This window comes from Mixta tenebrionis (assembly GCF_006517625.1).
In the GTDB taxonomy this organism is placed as follows: domain Bacteria; phylum Pseudomonadota; class Gammaproteobacteria; order Enterobacterales; family Enterobacteriaceae; genus Mixta; species Mixta tenebrionis.
In genome coordinates this window covers 514,931-532,888 of sequence record NZ_VHQI01000002.1, presented here as the reverse complement: position 1 = coordinate 532,888, position 17,958 = coordinate 514,931, and the positions used below count along the sequence as shown (strand labels likewise).

General features: G+C 59.5%; 15 protein-coding genes. 10 read left to right on the top strand and 5 right to left on the bottom strand.

What is annotated here, in order from left to right:
• Nucleotides 1–151: 151 nt before the first annotated feature.
• Nucleotides 152–1,756, bottom strand: coding sequence for a multicopper oxidase CueO (gene cueO / locus FKM52_RS05195; protein WP_141175124.1), 1,605 nt, complete (start codon nucleotides 1,754–1,756; stop codon nucleotides 152–154).
• A gap of 194 nt (nucleotides 1,757–1,950) precedes the next feature.
• On the opposite strand from cueO, the gene FKM52_RS05190 reads away from it, so the two are divergent.
• The 3 genes from FKM52_RS05190 to speD all read left to right on the top strand — a co-directional run bounded on the left by FKM52_RS05190 (nucleotide 1,951) and on the right by speD (nucleotide 4,102).
• The gene (locus FKM52_RS05190; RefSeq protein WP_141175123.1) at nucleotides 1,951–2,298 is read left to right on the top strand and encodes a YacC family pilotin-like protein; all 348 of its coding nucleotides are present in this window, start codon (nucleotides 1,951–1,953) and stop codon (nucleotides 2,296–2,298) included.
• 107 nt (nucleotides 2,299–2,405) lie between these two features.
• The gene (gene speE / locus FKM52_RS05185) at nucleotides 2,406–3,275 is read left to right on the top strand and encodes a polyamine aminopropyltransferase (protein WP_141175122.1); all 870 of its coding nucleotides are present in this window, start codon (nucleotides 2,406–2,408) and stop codon (nucleotides 3,273–3,275) included.
• 17 nt (nucleotides 3,276–3,292) lie between these two features.
• On the top strand, nucleotides 3,293–4,102 hold the full coding sequence (gene speD, locus FKM52_RS05180) for an adenosylmethionine decarboxylase (protein ID WP_141175121.1): 810 nt from the start codon (nucleotides 3,293–3,295) through the stop codon (nucleotides 4,100–4,102).
• Nucleotides 4,103–4,142: 40 nt separating this feature from the next.
• On the opposite strand, the gene FKM52_RS05175 is transcribed toward speD, so the two are convergent.
• The 3 genes from FKM52_RS05175 to dtnK are packed head-to-tail and all read right to left on the bottom strand — an operon-like array spanning nucleotide 4,143 to nucleotide 7,158.
• Entirely contained in the window at nucleotides 4,143–4,916 is a 774-nt protein-coding gene (locus tag FKM52_RS05175; RefSeq protein WP_141175120.1) for a DeoR/GlpR family DNA-binding transcription regulator, read from the bottom strand.
• Between the two features lie 6 nt (nucleotides 4,917–4,922).
• Complete coding sequence (locus FKM52_RS05170; RefSeq protein WP_141175119.1) at nucleotides 4,923–5,906, bottom strand: D-threonate 4-phosphate dehydrogenase; 984 nt, start codon at nucleotides 5,904–5,906, stop codon at nucleotides 4,923–4,925.
• The gene (gene dtnK / locus FKM52_RS05165) at nucleotides 5,896–7,158 is read right to left on the bottom strand and encodes a D-threonate kinase (RefSeq protein WP_141175118.1); all 1,263 of its coding nucleotides are present in this window, start codon (nucleotides 7,156–7,158) and stop codon (nucleotides 5,896–5,898) included. The genes FKM52_RS05170 and dtnK overlap by 11 nt, the downstream gene beginning before the upstream one ends.
• A gap of 282 nt (nucleotides 7,159–7,440) precedes the next feature.
• Between dtnK and FKM52_RS05160 the strand changes: the two genes are divergently transcribed.
• The 6 genes from FKM52_RS05160 to FKM52_RS05135 all read left to right on the top strand — a co-directional run bounded on the left by FKM52_RS05160 (nucleotide 7,441) and on the right by FKM52_RS05135 (nucleotide 13,341).
• Nucleotides 7,441–8,592, top strand: coding sequence for an iron-containing alcohol dehydrogenase (locus tag FKM52_RS05160; protein WP_141175117.1), 1,152 nt, complete (start codon nucleotides 7,441–7,443; stop codon nucleotides 8,590–8,592).
• A gap of 2 nt (nucleotides 8,593–8,594) precedes the next feature.
• Nucleotides 8,595–9,479, top strand: coding sequence for a dihydrodipicolinate synthase family protein (locus FKM52_RS05155; protein WP_141175116.1), 885 nt, complete (start codon nucleotides 8,595–8,597; stop codon nucleotides 9,477–9,479).
• 84 nt (nucleotides 9,480–9,563) lie between these two features.
• Nucleotides 9,564–10,979: a sodium:solute symporter family protein gene (locus tag FKM52_RS05150; protein WP_141175115.1), complete on the top strand. Its 1,416-nt coding sequence runs from the start codon at nucleotides 9,564–9,566 to the stop codon at nucleotides 10,977–10,979.
• A gap of 1 nt (nucleotide 10,980) precedes the next feature.
• A complete protein-coding gene (locus FKM52_RS05145; protein WP_141175114.1) occupies nucleotides 10,981–12,165 on the top strand; it encodes a sialidase family protein in 1,185 nt (394 codons plus the stop codon).
• Nucleotides 12,166–12,187: 22 nt separating this feature from the next.
• Nucleotides 12,188–12,664 carry a NanQ anomerase/TabA/YiaL family protein gene (locus tag FKM52_RS05140; protein ID WP_141175113.1) on the top strand — a complete coding sequence of 159 codons (477 nt, stop codon included), beginning with the start codon at nucleotides 12,188–12,190 and terminating at the stop codon, nucleotides 12,662–12,664.
• Complete coding sequence (locus FKM52_RS05135) at nucleotides 12,661–13,341, top strand: SDR family NAD(P)-dependent oxidoreductase (protein ID WP_141175112.1); 681 nt, start codon at nucleotides 12,661–12,663, stop codon at nucleotides 13,339–13,341. Before FKM52_RS05140 ends, FKM52_RS05135 begins: the two co-directional genes overlap by 4 nt.
• A gap of 60 nt (nucleotides 13,342–13,401) precedes the next feature.
• Here FKM52_RS05135 and yacL read toward each other — a convergent pair whose 3' ends face one another.
• Complete coding sequence (yacL, locus tag FKM52_RS05130) at nucleotides 13,402–13,764, bottom strand: protein YacL (RefSeq protein ID WP_141175111.1); 363 nt, start codon at nucleotides 13,762–13,764, stop codon at nucleotides 13,402–13,404.
• Nucleotides 13,765–14,261: 497 nt separating this feature from the next.
• On the opposite strand from yacL, the gene FKM52_RS05125 reads away from it, so the two are divergent.
• Nucleotides 14,262–17,942, top strand: coding sequence for a S6 family peptidase (locus FKM52_RS05125; RefSeq protein ID WP_141175110.1), 3,681 nt, complete (start codon nucleotides 14,262–14,264; stop codon nucleotides 17,940–17,942).
• Nucleotides 17,943–17,958: the final 16 nt, after the last annotated feature.

The window sequence follows — 17,958 nt, the reverse complement described above, 5'->3', positions numbered from 1 at the left end:
GGCGCGGCAAATAAAACCCATCGCCAACAATAAATTCTGTTTATCTGGCAATAAGCGTTAGCGGCTACGGCAAATAGCGTGGGCGGACAGGAGGTATTGCGCTGCGCTAACTCCCCGCGGCGGCGAGGAGTTAGCAGGCGGCGCTCCCGCATCAGGCAACGGTGAAGCCCAGCATCATGCCGGTATCCTCATGCTCCAGCAGATGGCAGTGCGCCATATAGGCCTGCTGCGCGCTGGCCGTATGGTTAAAGCGGATCAGCACTTCACTGCGCCAGCCCTCGACGTGCACCATATCTTTCCAGCCCTGACGGTGCGCGGCGGGCGGCTTGCCATCTTCCGTAAGGATACGGAACTGCGCGCCGTGAATATGGAACGGATGCAGCATCATGTCGCCTTCGCCGGATATCGTCCACTTCTCCAGCTGCCCTCGCGGCACGCTAAACGCGGGCTTCGCCATATCAAACGCGACGCCGTTGATCTTATTGCCGTTGCGGAAGTCATAGCCGGCCGCCTTAGCCGCAGGCATGGCATGATGCCCCATAGCCTGATGTGCCGGCTGCGCGCCAGCCGGCGTGGCCATCTCCTGCCCTGCCATAGCGTGCCCAGCCATCTGATGGCCCGCCATTGCCCGATCGCCGTAGCGCTGCTGGAGCGCCTGCATTCCCATCCGATCCAGCTGCGGGTCCATCGACAGCTGTAGCCAGCGCGTCGGCAGATCGTCGCTGGCGGGCAGCGGCGGCAGCGTAACCAGCCTGTCCGGCAGCGTGCCGCTGGCCATCACCCGCAGCGGCAAAATATGCAGCACCGGCAGCGGCGCATCAAAAGGCGCCAGCGTCATGCCCATCTGTTTAACCGGCAGCGTCAGTAAATCAAACGCCTTACCGTTGCTGGTATCCACCAGCACCTCAAAGCGTTCGCCCGGCAGCATCATCAGCGTCTCCACCCTGACCGGCTCGCTCAGCAGGCCGCCATCGCTGGCGATAACGTACAGCGGGCGCCGATCGCTGGCGGTCAGGTTCAGCGAGCGCGCATTACAGCCGTTCAGCAGGCGCAGGCGCAGCCAGCCGCGCGGCACCGCATGCTGTGGCGAAGGCACGCCGTTGGTCAGCATTAAATCGCCAAACCAGCCAACCGCCGCGCGCATAACGTCGAGCTGATAATCAATGGCGTCGCCGTCCGCCGTCAGCTGCTTATCCTGCAGAATGACCGGAATATCATCCACGCCCCAGCTTTTCGGCAGCAGCAGCTTTTCCGCCTCATCGTCGCGCAATATCACCAGCCCGGCCAGCCCTTGCGCAACCTGATGGCCGGTCTGCCCATGCTGATGCGGATGAAACCAGCAGGTCGCCGCTGGCTGATCGGGCGTAATCGTTACCCTGCGTTTTGCGCCGGGCGCGATAACCGCCTGCGGACCGCCGTCCACTTCGCCCGGCACCTCCAGCCCGTGCCAGTGCACCGTTGTCGCCTGCGGCAGGCGATTCTCTAAATCGACGCTCAGCGTTTTTCCGCGCGTCATTTCAATCGCCGGGCCGAGCAGCGCGCCGTTATAGCCCCAGCTGTTAACCGCTTTACCGCGCCAGCGGCTGACGCCGGGCTGCGCGATTAAACGCACTGCGCCATGAACATCAGGCTTCAGCAGATCGGGAATCGGCAGCGCGGGGCGGCTTTCCGCCGCTATCGCCCGGCCGTGCCAGAAAGGGAACGCTCCCGCCGCGCCCAGCGCGGCGGTGAGTTTAAGAAAGTCGCGGCGTTGCATGATGATATCCTTTTATCGCGTCAGGGATCGCTATGCTAAACCCTGCCCTAACGGCAAGGTCAAGTTAAAGGGAATGGCTTAGCCGGACAGAACACGTTGATTTTCGCCGGAAACGCGCATAAAGCGTAAAAATGGCCTGAAGAGCGCCCCTAACTGTGCTAACGTCAGATGTCTGCAATTTTAAGAGAATGATTATGAAGAAAGGCATCCAGGCCCTGTTGCTGTCGGGGCTTCTCGGCTTCTCCTCCACCAGCTTTGCGCTTAGCGAATCAGAAGCGGAAGATCTGGCGGATCTGACCGCCGTATTTGTCTATCTTAAAAACGACTGCGGCTATCAGGATCTGCCTGATGCCCAGATCCGTAAGGCGCTGGTCTTTTTCGCCCAGCAGAACCGCTGGGATCTGGCAAACTATGCCAGCTATAACATGAAGGCGCTGGGCGAAGATAGCTATCGCGATTTAAGCGGCATCGCGGTCTCTAACGACAAAAAATGTAAGTCGCTGGCGCGCGATTCGCTCAGCCTGTTAGCTTACGTTAAGTAATAGTTAAACTGAGACTCTCCTGATGTAAACTTGACCGTGCATCACCCGCCGGAGTTAGCTATGATGTGCCGCCCAATTTTCATGGCTGTTCTGAGGAGAGCCCCATCATGGCCCAAAATGAAATTTGGTATGAAACCCTTCATGCCGGCTTCGGACAATATTTCACGGTAGACAAGGTGCTTTACCGGGAAAAAACCGAGCATCAGGATCTTATCATCTTCGAAAATGCCGCCTTCGGACGCGTGATGGCGCTGGATGGCGTGGTGCAAACCACCGAGCGCGACGAATTCATCTACCACGAAATGCTGACCCACGTGCCGCTGCTGGCCCACGGCAACGCCAAAAAGGTGTTGATTATCGGCGGCGGCGACGGCGGTATGCTGCGTGAAGTCAGCCGGCACGCCGGGCTGCAGCAGATCACCATGGTTGAGATCGACGCCGGGGTGGTCGAGTTCTGCCGCCAGTACCTGCCGAACCACAGCGCCGGCGCCTACGACGATCCGCGCTTCCGCCTGGTGATCGATGACGGCGTTAACTTCGTCAGCCAGAGCGACGAAAAGTTTGACGTGATCATTTCCGACTGCACCGATCCGCAAGGTCCGGGCGAAAGTCTGTTTACCTCGGAATTTTACGCCGGCTGTAAACGCTGCCTGAACGAAAACGGGATTTTCGTGGCGCAGAATGGCGTCAGCTTCCTGCAGCAGGATGAAGCGATCGGCAGTCATCGCAAGCTGGGCCACTACTTTAACGATGTCAGCTTCTACCAGGCGGCCATCCCCACCTACTACGGCGGCATTATGACCTTCGCCTGGGCCAGCGATAATCCGGCGCTGCGCCAGATTGACAGCGCCACCCTGCAGGCGCGTTTCGCCGCAGCGAACTTAACCTGCCGCTACTACCATCCGGCCATCCACATCGGCAGCTTTGCTCTGCCGCAATATCTGTTAAATGCGCTGTCGACAGCGACCGGGCATTGATAAGGAGGTGAACTAAATTGCAAAAGCTGAAACTGCATGGCTTCAACAACCTGACAAAAAGCCTGAGTTTTTGTATCTACGACATCTGCTATGCGCACAGTGAGGCCGAACGCGACGGCTATATTGCCTATATCGACGAGCAATATAACGCCAACCGCCTGACTGAAATCCTGAGCGAAACCTGCTCGATTATCGGCGCTAACGTGCTGAACATCGCGCGACAGGATTATGAACCGCAGGGCGCCAGCGTCACTATTCTGGTCAGCGAAGAGCCGATCGATCCCAGAGATATCGATAATTCTGAGCACCCAGGCCCGCTGCCGGGTTCGGTGGTCGCCCATCTTGATAAAAGCCATATCTGCGTTCACACCTACCCGGAAAGCCATCCGCAAGGCGGACTTTGCACCTTCCGCGCCGATATCGAAGTCTCCACCTGCGGCGTGATCTCGCCGCTGAAGGCGCTGAACTACCTGATTCATCAGCTGGAATCGGATATCGTTACCGTCGACTATCGCGTGCGCGGCTTTACCCGCGACGTTAACGGCGTGAAGCACTTTATCGATCACGAAATTAATTCCATACAGAACTTTATGTCGGAGGATATGAAGGCGATGTATGACATGGTCGACGTAAACGTCTATCAGGAAAATATCTTTCACACCAAGATGTTACTGAAAGAATTCGATCTTAAACACTATCTGTTCAATACCCGGCCGGAAGCGTTAAGCCCGCAGGAACATCAGCGGATTACCAACCTGTTATGGAAAGAGATGCGTGAGATCTACTATGGCCGCAATATCCCCGCCATCGGCCTGAAAACGCAGTAAACGGCGTTAATTTTGGGGCGGCATCCCCGCCCCGCTCTCGCTACAGGGCGTCGGAGGCGGCCAGCGTCAGCTGAAACGGCTCTCTGCCCAGCAGCGTCCGCGCCTCTTCCGCCAGCCGCCGGTCGGTAATCACATCGGTTAACGTCTGCAGCGGCGTAGCGCAAAACAGCGACCAGGAACCATATTTACTGCTGTCCGCCAGCAGCACGCGCCGCTGGGCGTTAGCCAGCAGATCCTGCTTCAGCCCGGCTTTCTCTTCCGTCGGCGTGGTGATGCCCTTCTCCAGACTCCAGGAGTTGCAGCTGACAAAAGCGATATCGGGATGGATGGCGCGCAGCAGGCGGCGTCCATGTTCACCAATGCACGACTGGCTGGAATCATCGATGCGCCCGCCGATAATGGTCACCTCTATCTGGCGAAAACCGGAGAGAAACAGCGCGATATGCAGATCGGCGGTAATCACGCGCAGCGGCAGGTGCGTCAGCTGACGCGCCAGCTCCAGCATAGTGGTTCCCGCATCCAGCACCACCGCATCGCCCGCTTTTACCAGCGCGGCGGCGGCGCGCGCGATCGCCTGCTTCTCCGCCAGGTTGCGCTGAATTTTTTCCGAGGTGGTGGGCTGTTCAGGAATAAAGCGGTTCAGCGTTACGCCGCCGTGCGTCCGGCTGATGACGCCTTCGCGATCCAGCTTGATCAGATCGCGGCGGATGGTCGCCGGCGAGGCGCAAACAGCCGTTACCAGCTGATCAACGGTAACCAGATTATGGCCTTTTAAATAATCCATAATCTGGTCGAGGCGACTTTGTCCTTTCATCTTTCCCTATGCAAGTTGCATCGCAAGTTGAATCGAGGTCGCCATGCTCTCAGACTTCGCTTTACCTGTCCAGGCAATATCAAACGCGGTGCCGTGGTCCGCCGAGGTGCGGATAAAAGGCAGCCCGGCGGTAATATTGACGCCATCATAAAAGCCCAGCAGCTTCAGCGGAATGTGGCCCTGATCGTGATACATCGCCACTACCATATCGTACTGGCCTTCGTGACACTGCAGGTAGACGGTATCCGGCGGACAGGGGCCGGCGGCATCGATGCCTTTCGCCTTCATCGCTTCGATCGCCGGACCGACGATGCGGATCTCTTCATCGCCAAACAGCCCGTTTTCGCCCGCGTGCGGGTTAACGCCCGCCACCGCAATACGCGGATGACTGTAGCCGACGCGGCGCAGGAAGGTATCCGCCATGGCGATCACCGTTTCCACGCGCGCCTGGCTAAGGGTATCGAGAAACTTACGCAGCGCGATATGGGTGGAAACGTGGATCACCTTCATTCGATCGGTATAGAGCACCATTGCATAATCTTTGCTGCCGGTCAGCTGCGCCAGCAGCTCGGTATGACCGGGATAGAGATGCCCGGCGGCGTGCAGCGCTTCTTTGTTCAGCGGCGCGGTGGCGATCGCATGAACCTCGCCAGCCATCGCCAGTTCGGCGGCGCGGCGCACGCAGCGCCAGGCGAGATCGCCCGCCTGCGCCTGCACTTTACCGGCAACCAGCGACGCCGGCTCGGCCAGCGGCTCATTGAGTACGTTAATCACGCCCGGCGCAAATTGCGCCTCGGCAACGCGATTGATTTCGCGCAACTCGACCGGCGGCAGGCCGGCCTGCGCCATAATGCGTTGCAGCGTTTCCAGGCACCCCACCACCACCGCGGGCGCGCCGTTTAATTCCCCCTCAGAAAGCGCTTTGACAATAATTTCCGGGCCGATACCGGCGGGATCGCCCATGGTTACGGCAATTGTCTTAGTGGTCACAGTACATCTCCTCAATAAACGAGAGCGCGTCACAAAGCGTACTCTCTGAACCAAAACCGCCAGCCTTGGTAATCACCGGCAGGTCATCAAGCTCGCTGTTAATAAAGCGGCCGCATGGAATACAGGGCGCAACCTCCTGCTGGATGCGATAGCCCTCGGCGCCCAGCGCCTGCGCCACCGCAATCGCGATATCGCCGCCGGTCAGAAACAGGCCGCCGATGCGCGCCTGGCCGATAATCGCCAGCGTCAACTCGCCCAGCCGCTGGCTGAGCCGTTCGCCCAGCGCCGCGCGGCTGCACTGAAACTGCTGGCTCAGCGCATCTATTTGATGGCGATCCGCTGCGCTGCGGCTGGTGCGTAAAATACAGTGCTGTCCCTCAGCCAGCACGGCGCAGACCCGGCGCGCCAGCGCCTGAACCGCGCGCTCATCGGCCTGCAACAGCTGCGTCACCTCCAGCTCAACCGCCTGCGCGCGCTGGCTGTGCAGCGCCAGCTCAACCTGACGGCGGGTGGCTTCGCTCATCGAACCGGCTACCACCAGTACCGGCAAGGTCTGCTGCGCCGGGCGGTAGGCGTCGGGCGGCAGCGCGCCGGCCAGCCCGGCGGCGCCCACCAGCAGCGGCGTTTCCGGCAGCGCCAGCGCCGCTGCGGCAATCCGGGCTAAATCCTGCTCCGTCAACGCATCCACCACCGCGATAGCGGGCGTTTGCTGCTGACAGCGATGCAGCAGCGCCGGCAGTTCGCCATTGCGCAGCGCCGCCAGGGTAATTTCCCTTACCGGCAGCGCGCTTTGCTGCATCAGGATGGTTTTAATCCGTGAAGCAACAATGGGCGTGCGCGGATCGCTGGCAAACTCGGTTTGCGCCAGCGGCGTGCCGTTGACCAGGCATTCGCCGTTTAACGTAGTGCGGCCCGCGCCGGGAATAGCCGCCGCTACCAGCGCCAGCGATTTGCCGCTGGCAAGCAGCGCCGCCTCGATTTCCGCACCGACGTTGCCGCGAAAAGTGGAATCAATTTTTTTGTAGATCAGCAGTTCCGGGCGCAGCCAGTTAGTTAGCGCCGCCGTTACCGCCTGCGCCGCCGCTTCAGCGTCGCTGGCGCGGCTTTCGGTATTCACGACCAGCACATCGGCACGCGGCGAAGGTTTTTGCCGTAAAGAGAACACCACTTCGGTATGCGCCCCCTTTTTCGCCAGCTGAACCCCGGTATCGTTGGCGCCGGTAAAATCATCAGCAATGACCAGCAATTTCATCGCCTCTCCTTATTCACTAATTGCTGCTTCGTCAGCCGGGCATGGCGTCAGCATGGTGGTTGCCATCGATCTCTGTCTCCCCTGTTCAGGCCGGAAATGCTAATTCCAAACCGTGAATTGATTATATTCAATCATGATTGATTAAATGTGAGCAATCTCAAATTAATAAAAAGCGATATGCCCTATAAATTTGGGCAACCGTGCACCGGCCGCGTTTGAATCTGATGGAATGCAATCATTTACCCTGGCGGCCCCGGCTTTACGAGAGGAAAAGCAGATTTTATGAATATCAACAGCACCCTTATCAGCGGCTTCCAGGCGCTCAACGACATCAGCTATCTGATGCAGAACCGGCGCAACCTGCTGCTGGTAACGGATAAGAACATCATCGCGATTCCTGCGGTGGCGGAACTGATTGAACGGCTGCGCCGCCAGGCGACGACGCTCACTATCATTGACGCCGTGCCGCCCGAACCGAGCCAGCACGACGTGGCCGCGCTGCTGAGCGCGATTGAAGGCGCTCAGGTCGAGATGGTTATCGGCGTCGGCGGCGGCAGCGTTCTGGATGTGGCGAAGCTGCTGTCGGTACTGCGCGCGCCGGCAGCGCCGACGCTGGAGGCGTTGCTGAACGGCGTAAAACCCACCGTGCGCCTGCCTTCGCTATTGATCCCTACCACCGCTGGTACTGGTTCAGAAGCCACGCCGAACGCCATTCTGGCGATCCCGGAGCAGCAGACCAAAGTGGGCATTATCTCGCCGGTAATGCTGCCTGATTACGTGGCGCTGGCGCCGGAGCTGACCACCAGCATGCCGCCCCATATCGCCTCCTCCACCGGCATCGATGCGCTCTGCCACCTGATCGAATGCTTCACCGCCACGGTGGCGAATCCGGTCAGCGATAACTATGCGCTGATCGGCCTGAAAAAGCTGTTCGCCAGCCTGGAAACCAGCGTCGCCGAGCCGCATAACCTGCAGGCGCGGCTGGATATGCTCTGGGCCTCTTATTACGGCGGCGCGGCTATCGCTCACGCCGGTACGCATCTGGTACATGCCCTCTCCTACCCGCTGGGCGGCAAATATCATCTGCCGCACGGCGTGGCGAACGCCATTCTGCTGGCGCCCTGCATGCGCGCCGTACGCCCGGCGGCGGTGAGCAAATTCGCCCAGGCGTGGGATCTGCTGCCCAACGCCGATACCACCCTGAGTGAGGAAGAAAAATCCCACGCGCTGGTGGATTATTTCGCCGCGCTGGTACGCCGTCTGCAGCTGCCCGCCAGCCTTGAAGAGTTGGGGATCGGATCCGATCAGCTGCCCGCGCTGGTCACCTCGGCGCTGGAGGTACAGCGCCTGATCAAGAACGTTCCCACCGCGGTTAGCGCCGATATGGTACGGGACATCTACCTGACCCTGTTCCCGACATCCACGCAGAGGTAACTATGAAACAGAAAATCGCAGGCGTTCTCACCGCCATCGTCACCACTTTTGACGCGCAGGGCGCGTTTAACCCGGACGCCCAGCGCCGGCAGGTACGGCGCCAGCTCGACGCCGGCAACGGTATTTTCTGCGGCGGCACCAACGGCGAGTTTTTCGTGCTGAACGAGCGGGAAAAACTGCTGGTTACCGAAACCTGCGTTGATGAAACGTCGGGAAGCGCGCCGGTAGTGGCGCATATCGGCGAAATCTCCACGCGCGAGACGATTCGTCTGGGCAAACAGGTGGCGCGGCTGGGCGTAGATGCGGTTTCCGCCATTACGCCGTGGTTTGTGCCGCTGAAGCAGGAAGAACTGATCCGCCACTATCAGCAGGTAGCGGACGCGCTGGAGGTGCCGCTGTTCCTCTATAACATTCCGGCGCGCACCGGCAACACGCTCCAGCCGGAAACGGTGCGCACGCTGGCGGCGCATCCGAACATTATCGGCATTAAAGACAGCGCCGGCAGCTATGAAAGCCTGCGCGGATTTTTACAGGCGGCCGAAGGGCTGGACAACTTCAGCGTACTGAACGGCCCCGATTCCCTGATTCATCAGGGCTTCGTCGATGGCTGCTCCGCCTGTATCTCCGGGCTGGCGAACGTCGCGCCGCGCGAAATCAACGCCATCTGGCGCCACTTCCACGCGGGCGAACGCGATGCCTCCCGGCAGGCGCAGGAGAACGTCACCGGCCTGCGTACCGATCTCTACAGCGTCGCCTTCTCTCCCGCCGCGGTGAAAAAAGCGCTGGCGCTGCTGGGACACGATGTCGGCGAAAGCCGCTATGCGGTGCGGTTCAGCGCCGACGATGAGCAGCGCATTCGCCAGATCGTGAAGCAGTACCTGCAATAACAAAAATATAACCACTGCATAGTTACGTGAAAAAAGGGGCCGGCTCTCCGGCCTCAGGGTTCATTACGTCTGAGAGAGGCAATAATGAAAGAATTTACTGCAACAGATACGCTAATCATTATTGGCATTGTGATTGCGTATATCTTATTTACCACCTGGTTAACCTGGCGCCTGCGCAGTAAAAGCGCCGGCGATTTTATGGAAGGTTCACGCGCTATGCCGGCGTTTATCGTCGGTATTATGCTGATGTCCGAATATATCGGCGCCAAGTCGACTATCGGCACCGCGCAGGCGGCGTTTGAAAACGGCTTCGCCGCCTCCTGGTCAGTTATCGGCGCGGCGATCGGCTTTCCGCTGTTTGGTATGCTGCTGGTAAAACGTATTTATAATACCGGCAAAATTACCATCTCCGGCGCCATTGCGGAGAAGTACGGCACCTCCACCAAAAATATTATTTCCATCATTATGATTTATGCGCTGCTGCTGGTGAACGTCGGCAATTATGTCAGCGGCGCGGCGGCGATCTCCACGGTATTAAAAGTCAATCTGCCGGTAGCCGCCTTTATTACCGCCATCGTCAGTACCTTCTATTTCGCCTTTGGCGGGATGAAAGGGATGGCGTGGGTAACGCTGCTGCACAGCGCGATGAAATATTTCGGGATTCTGGTAATTCTCGGCGTGGCGCTACATATGACCGGCGGCGTTTCACCGATGGTGGAGCAGATGCCGAAATTCTACTGGACCTGGGACGGCAATATCGGCGCGGGCACCATTTTCGCCTGGCTTATCGGCACCATCGGCTCGATTTTCTGCACCCAGTTTGTCATCCAGGCCATCTCCTCCACTAAAAACGCCGCCTCGGCGAAGCGCGCTACCTGGATCGCCTTTATCTTCTGTCTGCCGATCGCTATCGCTATCGCCATTATCGGCGTAGCGGCAAAATATCTGCATCCCAATATCAACAGCCTCTACGCGCTGCCGGTCTTTCTTCAGGATATGAGTCCGTGGCTGGCTGGCCTGGTCACCACCTCGCTGGTCGCTTCCATTTTCGTGAGCGTCAGTACCGTTGCGCTGGCCATCGCCTCGCTGATTGTTAAAGACTTCTATGTACCGATGCGCAACCCGACGCCGGAACGTGAATTTAAAATGACGCGCTGGCTGTCGCTGGCGATCGGCTTCCTGCCGCTGCTGTTTGTACTCTTTGTCCCGGAAGTGCTGAAGCTCTCCTTCTTTACCCGCGCCATTCGCCTGTCGATTTCCGTGGTGGCGATGATGGCGTTCTATCTGCCGTTCTTTAAAAGCGCGCGCGGCGCTAACGCCGGGCTGATCGGCGCCTGCGTGGTGACCTCGGTATGGTATCTGCTGGGCGATCCGTTCGGTATTAACAATATGTATATCGCCCTGATTACTCCGGCGGTCATTATGGGGCTGGATCACCTTATTCCGCAGAAACAGCCGGTAGAAAAAAACAAACGTAATATGCAAAACAGTGGAGCCTGAAATGACGCAAGCAACCCCTACTCTCCCTTTTGACGGACAGCTTACCCAGGTTGAGGGCGATCCGCAGCGTCTGATGGCGATGCTGCCTTCCGCCTGTCCGCAGAATCACGCAGCGAACCTGCTGCCGCTGCCGAACGGCGACCTGCTGTGCGTCTGGTTTGGCGGCACCCAGGAAGGTATCGCCGATATTTCCATCTACTGTTCGCGTCTGAACAAGGGCGCCAGCCGCTGGAGCGAGGCGCGTAAGCTCTCTGACGATGCCAGCCGCTCTGAACAGAATCCGGTACTGTTCCTCGCGCCGGATAATGTGCTGTGGCTGCTGTGGACCGCACAGAAATCGGGCAATCAGGATACGGCGATCGTGCGCTATCGCCAGTCGCTGGATATGGGCTGCAGCTGGGGCGAAATCGGCACGCTGCTGGACAAGCCCGGCACCTTTATCCGCCAGCCGATCGTGGTGGTGCCGGACGGCGCCTGGCTGCTGCCGGTTTTCTACTGCCGCACGCGGCCGGGCGAAAAATGGGTCGGCAACGATGATGTCAGCGCGGTGAAAATTTCTCGCGATAACGGCCGTAGCTGGCAGGATGTGGCGGTGCCCGACAGCGTTGGCTGCGTCCATATGAACATCGTGCTGTTAAAAGATGGCTCGCTGCTGGCGCTCTATCGCAGCCGCTGGGCGGATCATATCTGGCAGAGCCGCTCCACCGACGGCGGTCAAAGCTGGAGCGCGCCGCAGCCAACCGAGCTGCCGAACAACAACTCCTCCATACAGGTTACCGCGCTGGCCAATGGCGATCTGGCGCTGGTGTTCAACGCCATGAGCGCGGCAGGCGCCAGCGAGCGACGTACCTCGCTCTACGATGAGATTGAGGATGAGGAAGACGACGCAACGGTCAGCGCCGTTCCGCCGGCAGCGCCCGCCGGACGCAGCGCGTTCTGGGGTGCGCCGCGTGCGCCGATGACGCTGGCGATCTCGAAAGACGGCGGTAAAAGCTGGCCGTGGCAGCGCAATCTGGAAGAAGGCGACGGCTACTGCATGACCAATAATTCGCAGCAGCGCCTGAACCGCGAGCTCTCCTATCCCAGCATCAAGCAGGGGCTGGACGGCAAGCTGCATATCGTCTGGACCTGGCATCGTCAGGCGATTAAATATACCTGCGTCGATGAGAGCTGGGTAACGGGCTGAACCACAGATAAAGGAGAAACCTATGATTACAGGCAACCTGAACGCGCTGGCGCTGGCAATGCTGCCGCAGGTGCTGCACGATCTGCTGGCGCGCCCGGAATGCTCGCTGGCGGCGCTCCAGGCGGCGCCGGACGGCCGGCTGCAGCCGGAAGGCGCCAGCTGGTTCTGCACTATCGGCGACAGCGAAACCTCGCCCGCTGCGCAGCGGCATACGGAATATCACCGGCGCTGGCTGGATATTCAGGTGCTGCTGGCGGGGGAAGAGATTATCCGCTATGACGTTGCCGACGTCAGCGCGGCGCCGGCGGAAGAGCGCAAACCCGACCTGTTTATTATCGCGCAGCCGACGCTGCGTCAGCAGCTGCACCTGCAACCGGGCGACTTTGCCGTTTTCGCGCCGGGCGAAGCGCACCAGGCGCTGTGCGCGCCAGATAAGCCAGCGCGGGTGCGTAAGGCGGTGTTTAAAGTGCCGGTTGAGATGCTGCGGAGCGCGCCATGATGCGCCATGCGCTGGTTACCGGCGCCAGCTCCGGTATTGGCCGCGCCATCGTTGAACGGCTGTTGCGCGAAGGCTGGCAGGTAACCGGACTGAGCCGCACGGCCAGCGGCGAGGCGCACCCCGCGCTGCGTAATATTGCTATCGATCTGCATGATGAGGCGGCTCTGGCGACGCTGCTGCCCACCCTGCCGTCGCCCGATGCTTTTATCCACGCCGCCGGGATGATGCAGGCTGCGACGCTGGGCGCGCTGGACGGCAGCATCAGCAGGCGGCTGTGGCATCTGCATGTTCAGGCGGCGGAGATCATCGCTAACGGCCTGATCGATCGGCTGCCCGACAGCGGGCGCATCGTGCTGATCGGCAGCCGCACTTCGCGCGGCGCGGCGGGACGCAGCCAGTATGTCGCCACCAAGGCGGCCATGGTGGGCATGGCGCGCAGCTGGGCGGCAGAGCTGGCGCCGCGCGGCGTGACCGTTAACGTCGTGGCGCCCGGCGCAACGGAAACGCCGATGCTGAAGCAGCCAGGACGCGCCGGTTCGCCGCCGCAGCGGCCGCCGATCGGGCGCTATATTCAGCCTGACGAAGTAGCGGCGCTGGTCAGCTTTTTACTCTCGCCGGCCGCGGCCGCCATCACCGGACAGGAGATCGCCATCTGCGGCGGCGCTTCGCTAAGCTAGCGACGCGCGGACGATCTCCGCCAGCCGGCCTACAGGGCGACGTTGGGCGCCCTGTCTGTTTTAGCGTCCCTGTAGAAAGGCGCGATATGCGGCGATTACCGCCAGAAAATCCTCCATACCGCAAAAAGAGAGGCTCTCTTCATCGTAGTAACTCATCCCCTCTTCCAGCTCATCGCTGTCAAAAGCCAGCTGGTTGGCGCGAATAATCACCTCTTCACCATCCAGCCACAGGCTGTATTCATGGCCCTGGCGCATCCACTGCCTTTCGCTGCCTTTAACATTCTGCGCGGCGGCCTCAACCTCATCCAGCAGCGCCATATCGCCTTTAACTTCTTCATTGAACCAGTGGCCGACCGCCTCATGGTCCATACTCATACGCACCTTCACCTGGCCGGCAACGTCACGTAAAAATTCGTATTCCATCTTTCTGCCCTCAACCTCAGCGCTGGCGGGCGCACCCGGCGCCCCGCAAGCAATTGCGCTCTGTGGCGCACATTATCGCAGCCCGCCGGCTAAAAAACAGCGCGCACAGGAGAAATATTGCGTCAGACGGCTAACAGCAGCAGAAGATATTCGCCAGAAAGCGGTTAACCAAAAAAGTCCGCCATCTGCATGGCTTAATATAAAAATATCCCCGTCAATCGATAATATATTAATTTTAATTATTTGCAGTCTATTAAATATCACCTTCCCCGCTCGCTCAGGCAATCCCTGAATAAACTGAAATTCTTCTTCACTATTTAAACCTTCTCTCCGCCCTGACGCCAAAAAAGACGATCTCAGGACAACTATTGATAAAAAATTCTTTTATTAATCGCCTCACCATCTTATTTTAATGACAGGAAATAACCATTTTCACATCCTGACAGCTACTGCTAATGATTATTAATGTTAATTATTTTACTCACAAGGATTTGGTAATGAAGCCTCTGTTACGCCGTCTCTGCTGGGGCAGCGCCTTTGTTTCGCTTACGGTTAACGCCGCTATCCTGCGCCACGATATCGATACGCAGGAATATCGTGACTTTGGGGAAAATTTAGGAAAATATCGTCCTGGCACCCAGTTCACGCCGGTATACCGTAAAGATAATACTTTGTCGGGCTATCTCGATTTTCCCATGCCCGATATGAGTATGGTAAATACCGCCGGGTACGCCACGCTGATTTCGCCCTCTTATATTGTGAGCGTCAGACATAATGGCGGCTATAAAAATGCAACCTGGGGCAATAACGCCAAATATGCGACAACCTACACGCTGATCAACCGTAATAACGATCTCTCCGCTGATTTTCACGTTCCGCGTCTGAATAAGGTAGTTACCGATGCGGCGCCGATTCCCTATATCGGCTACAGCGAACTCTCTAAAGAGAAAAATATGTCCCGCTTTCCCTGGGTGGTGCGCGTGGGAGCGGGCAAGCATGGGCAAATCAGCGACGACCAGAGCGAACTGCTGTCGCTGGCCGGCTCCTATCAATGGAAAGCGGGCGGCACTATCTCTTCCGCGGGAATCAAAGTTGATACCATGCTGCGCTGGGCCTTCTGGGCGCCCGACAGCAAGTTCAACTCCCCGCTTTCTCTCGGTACGCAGGGCGGCGACAGCGGCAGTCCGATATTTGCCTACGACAGCCAGGACAAACAGTGGAAGCTGGTGGGGATACACGTTTCGACTAACGGTAAAGGCCTGTACGGGCGCGCTTTTAACGCCGCGATGATAAAAGATTCATGGATTAACAGCGTTATCGCCGCCAACAGCGATCCCGACATAAAGGATCATGCTCAGGGCGGGGAGATCCGCTGGAACAGCGGCGCCATTACCCAGGGGAACAACGTCTGGCAGTGGCACGGTCTGGATGAAAACTATGCCGGCCGGGCGCCTGCGGCAGCCAGCAACGAGGAGCTGGACGCGACCAAAGATCTGCGTTTTAACGGCGACGGCGGCACCATTGTGCTCGATCGCGCCGTAAATATGGGCGCAGGCAAGCTGCAGTTCTCCGCCGATTATCTGCTGCGCAGCGCTGCCGGCGAGAATGCCACCTGGGTTGGCGGCGGCGTGGAGGTGGATAAAGATCGCACCGTACGCTGGCAGGTTAACGGCCTGAAAGACGATGCCCTGCATAAAATCGGCGCCGGTACGCTGCATATTAACGCCAGCGGGGTTAACGCCGGCGCATTAAACATCGGCGACGGCACGGTTATTCTCGATCAGCAGGCGGATGGCGCAGGCAACAAGCAGGCCTTTTCCACCGTTACGCTGGTCAGCGGGCGCGGCACCGTCGTGCTGAACAGCGCCGATCAGATCGGCAGCGATAAGATTCGCTTCGGCTACCGCGGCGGCACGCTCGATCTTAACGGCAATGCGCTGAGCTTCAGCGAGATCAAACACAACGATGACGGCGCGCGCATCGTTAACCATAACGCCAGCCAGGCGGCGCTGCTGACGCTAACCGGGCGCCAGCAGACCTTTCTTGGTCAGCTGGGCGCAAAGGAGAGCAGCGGCCAGCTCAACCTGCGCTATCAGCCGCAAAAGGCCAGCGACAGCCTGACGCTGGCAGGCGGCGCGGTGCTGAACGATCTTGCCGTCGACCGGGGCACGCTACAGCTTGGCGGTCAGCAGGTGCTGCATGCCGGCAAGGTTTACTACAGCAACGACTGGGATGATAAAGAGTATCAGACAGGTTCGCTGTCGGTGGCGACGGGCGCCGCTCTGACGGTGGGCGAGCATGGCCACCTGACCACCAGCGCCAGGCTGGAGCGCGACGCCACGCTGACACTACAAGGCCACGCTTCGCTGGCGGGCGAGGTCGAACTGGCTGACGAGAGCGCTGTGCTGCACGCCGATATCGCCCAGCGCGTCAGTACGCAGGGCGCAATGGCCTCGCGTATTGATGCCGCGGTTAACGGCAAGGGCCGCCTGAAAAAAACCGGCGACGGCCTGCTGATCCTTAACGGCGACGTCAACGCCGGGGGCGGCGTCGCGCTGGAAGCGGGCGAACTGGAAGTAAACGGGCGCATCGCGCCGACATTATGGATGGCCGACGGCACGCAGCTTTCCGGCAGCGGTCAGCTGAGCGCGCTGGTAACGGGCAAAGGGGCATGGCTGCTGCCAGGCAAGAGCGATACGCCTGAAGGGTGGTCCACGCTGCGCATCGATCGGCTGAGCGCCGGCTCCGACAACGGCCTGCAGCTCGACTCCGCTTTCAGCGCCACCGCCACCGATCGCCTGTTAATTAACGGCGATTTGCAGAGCGAACAGAACGCGCCCATTCTGGTCAGCGTGAACGCCAAAGCCGCGTGGACGAACAGCGACAGCAACGCCGACGGCATCGCCGGCAACCGGGAAGGCGTATCGGTGATTCAGGTCGGCGGCAAGGCCAGCGCCGACAGCTTTAAGCTGGCCGGAGACTACGTCGCCCGCGGCGCCTGGGCATGGGGTCTGTACGCCTTCGCCCCCGGCAAAGCGAGCGGCGACGAACGCCTGGTGGCGGGAAACGGCAATCAGTACTGGGATTATCGCCTGCAAAACATCATGCTGGCGGAGAACGACAACCGCACGCCATCGGCAGAGGAAGAGCCGCAGCCGGGCGATCGCCCCGCCGGAGAGGAGCAGCCGGCGCCGGGAGATAATAACAGGCCAGCGCCGCCCTCCTCCGGCGAACATATCCGCCCGGCGGTGATCCCGCAGGTGCCCGCCTACATCTCTATGCCCACGGCGTTTCTGCGCTATGCCGAAAATATACAGAGCCTGATGTCCTCCAGCGTGGCGTCCAGCGCCTCCGGCTTCTTCCTTTCCGGCTATAAGGGCAGCGATGACTATCATTCGCCGGGCAACTTCAGCAATTACGGATATGATTTTGACAGCCGCTATAACGGCTGGCTGATGGGCGCCAGCTGGCAGCTTGTCGATGATGCGCAGCAAAGCGCCGCCGTGAGCCTCGGCGTGGCGAAAGGCCAGCTGAAGCTAACGCCGCGCGCGCGTGACGGCAGCAGCCAGGGGCAGTTTGATACCCTGTCGGTAAACGGCCTGCTGAGCTGGAAAAATGAGGAGGGCTACAGCCTGTCGCTGCCGCTTGGCTATCACCGCTATCACGGCTCCGTCTCCACCACGCTGCGCGGCAAGACGGCTTCACCCAGGGCTAACGGCTGGCATCTTGGCCTGGAAGCGGGAAAAACCTGGCAGTCGGGGCCGCATCAGCTGACGCCGCTGGCGGGCATGCTCTATCAGCGTCTCTCTCTGAACAGCTTTACCGACAGCGATGAGGCGAAAGTGTCGTGGAAAATGCACAGCACGCCGCAGTTCTTTACCGGCATGAAATATCACTATCAGTTCGATTTCGCCCAGCGCGGTCAGCTGCGGCTGGGCAGCGATCTGCGCCTGATACACCGTCCTGGTCACGCCAGTGAAACCATTATCAGCGATGGCGTACAGCCCGCGGTCTTCGCTTCCGGCCAGGGCGGCGACAGCCTGCAGATCAGCACCGATATCGGCCTGCGTCTGAAAGAAAATCTGGAGGTTACCAGCAAGCTGCAGCATCAGCGCCGCCTGAGCCGGGAAGGCGTGGATGACTGGGGCATTATCGGCGGGGTAAATGTCACATTCTGAGGCTCGAACTGCTGAA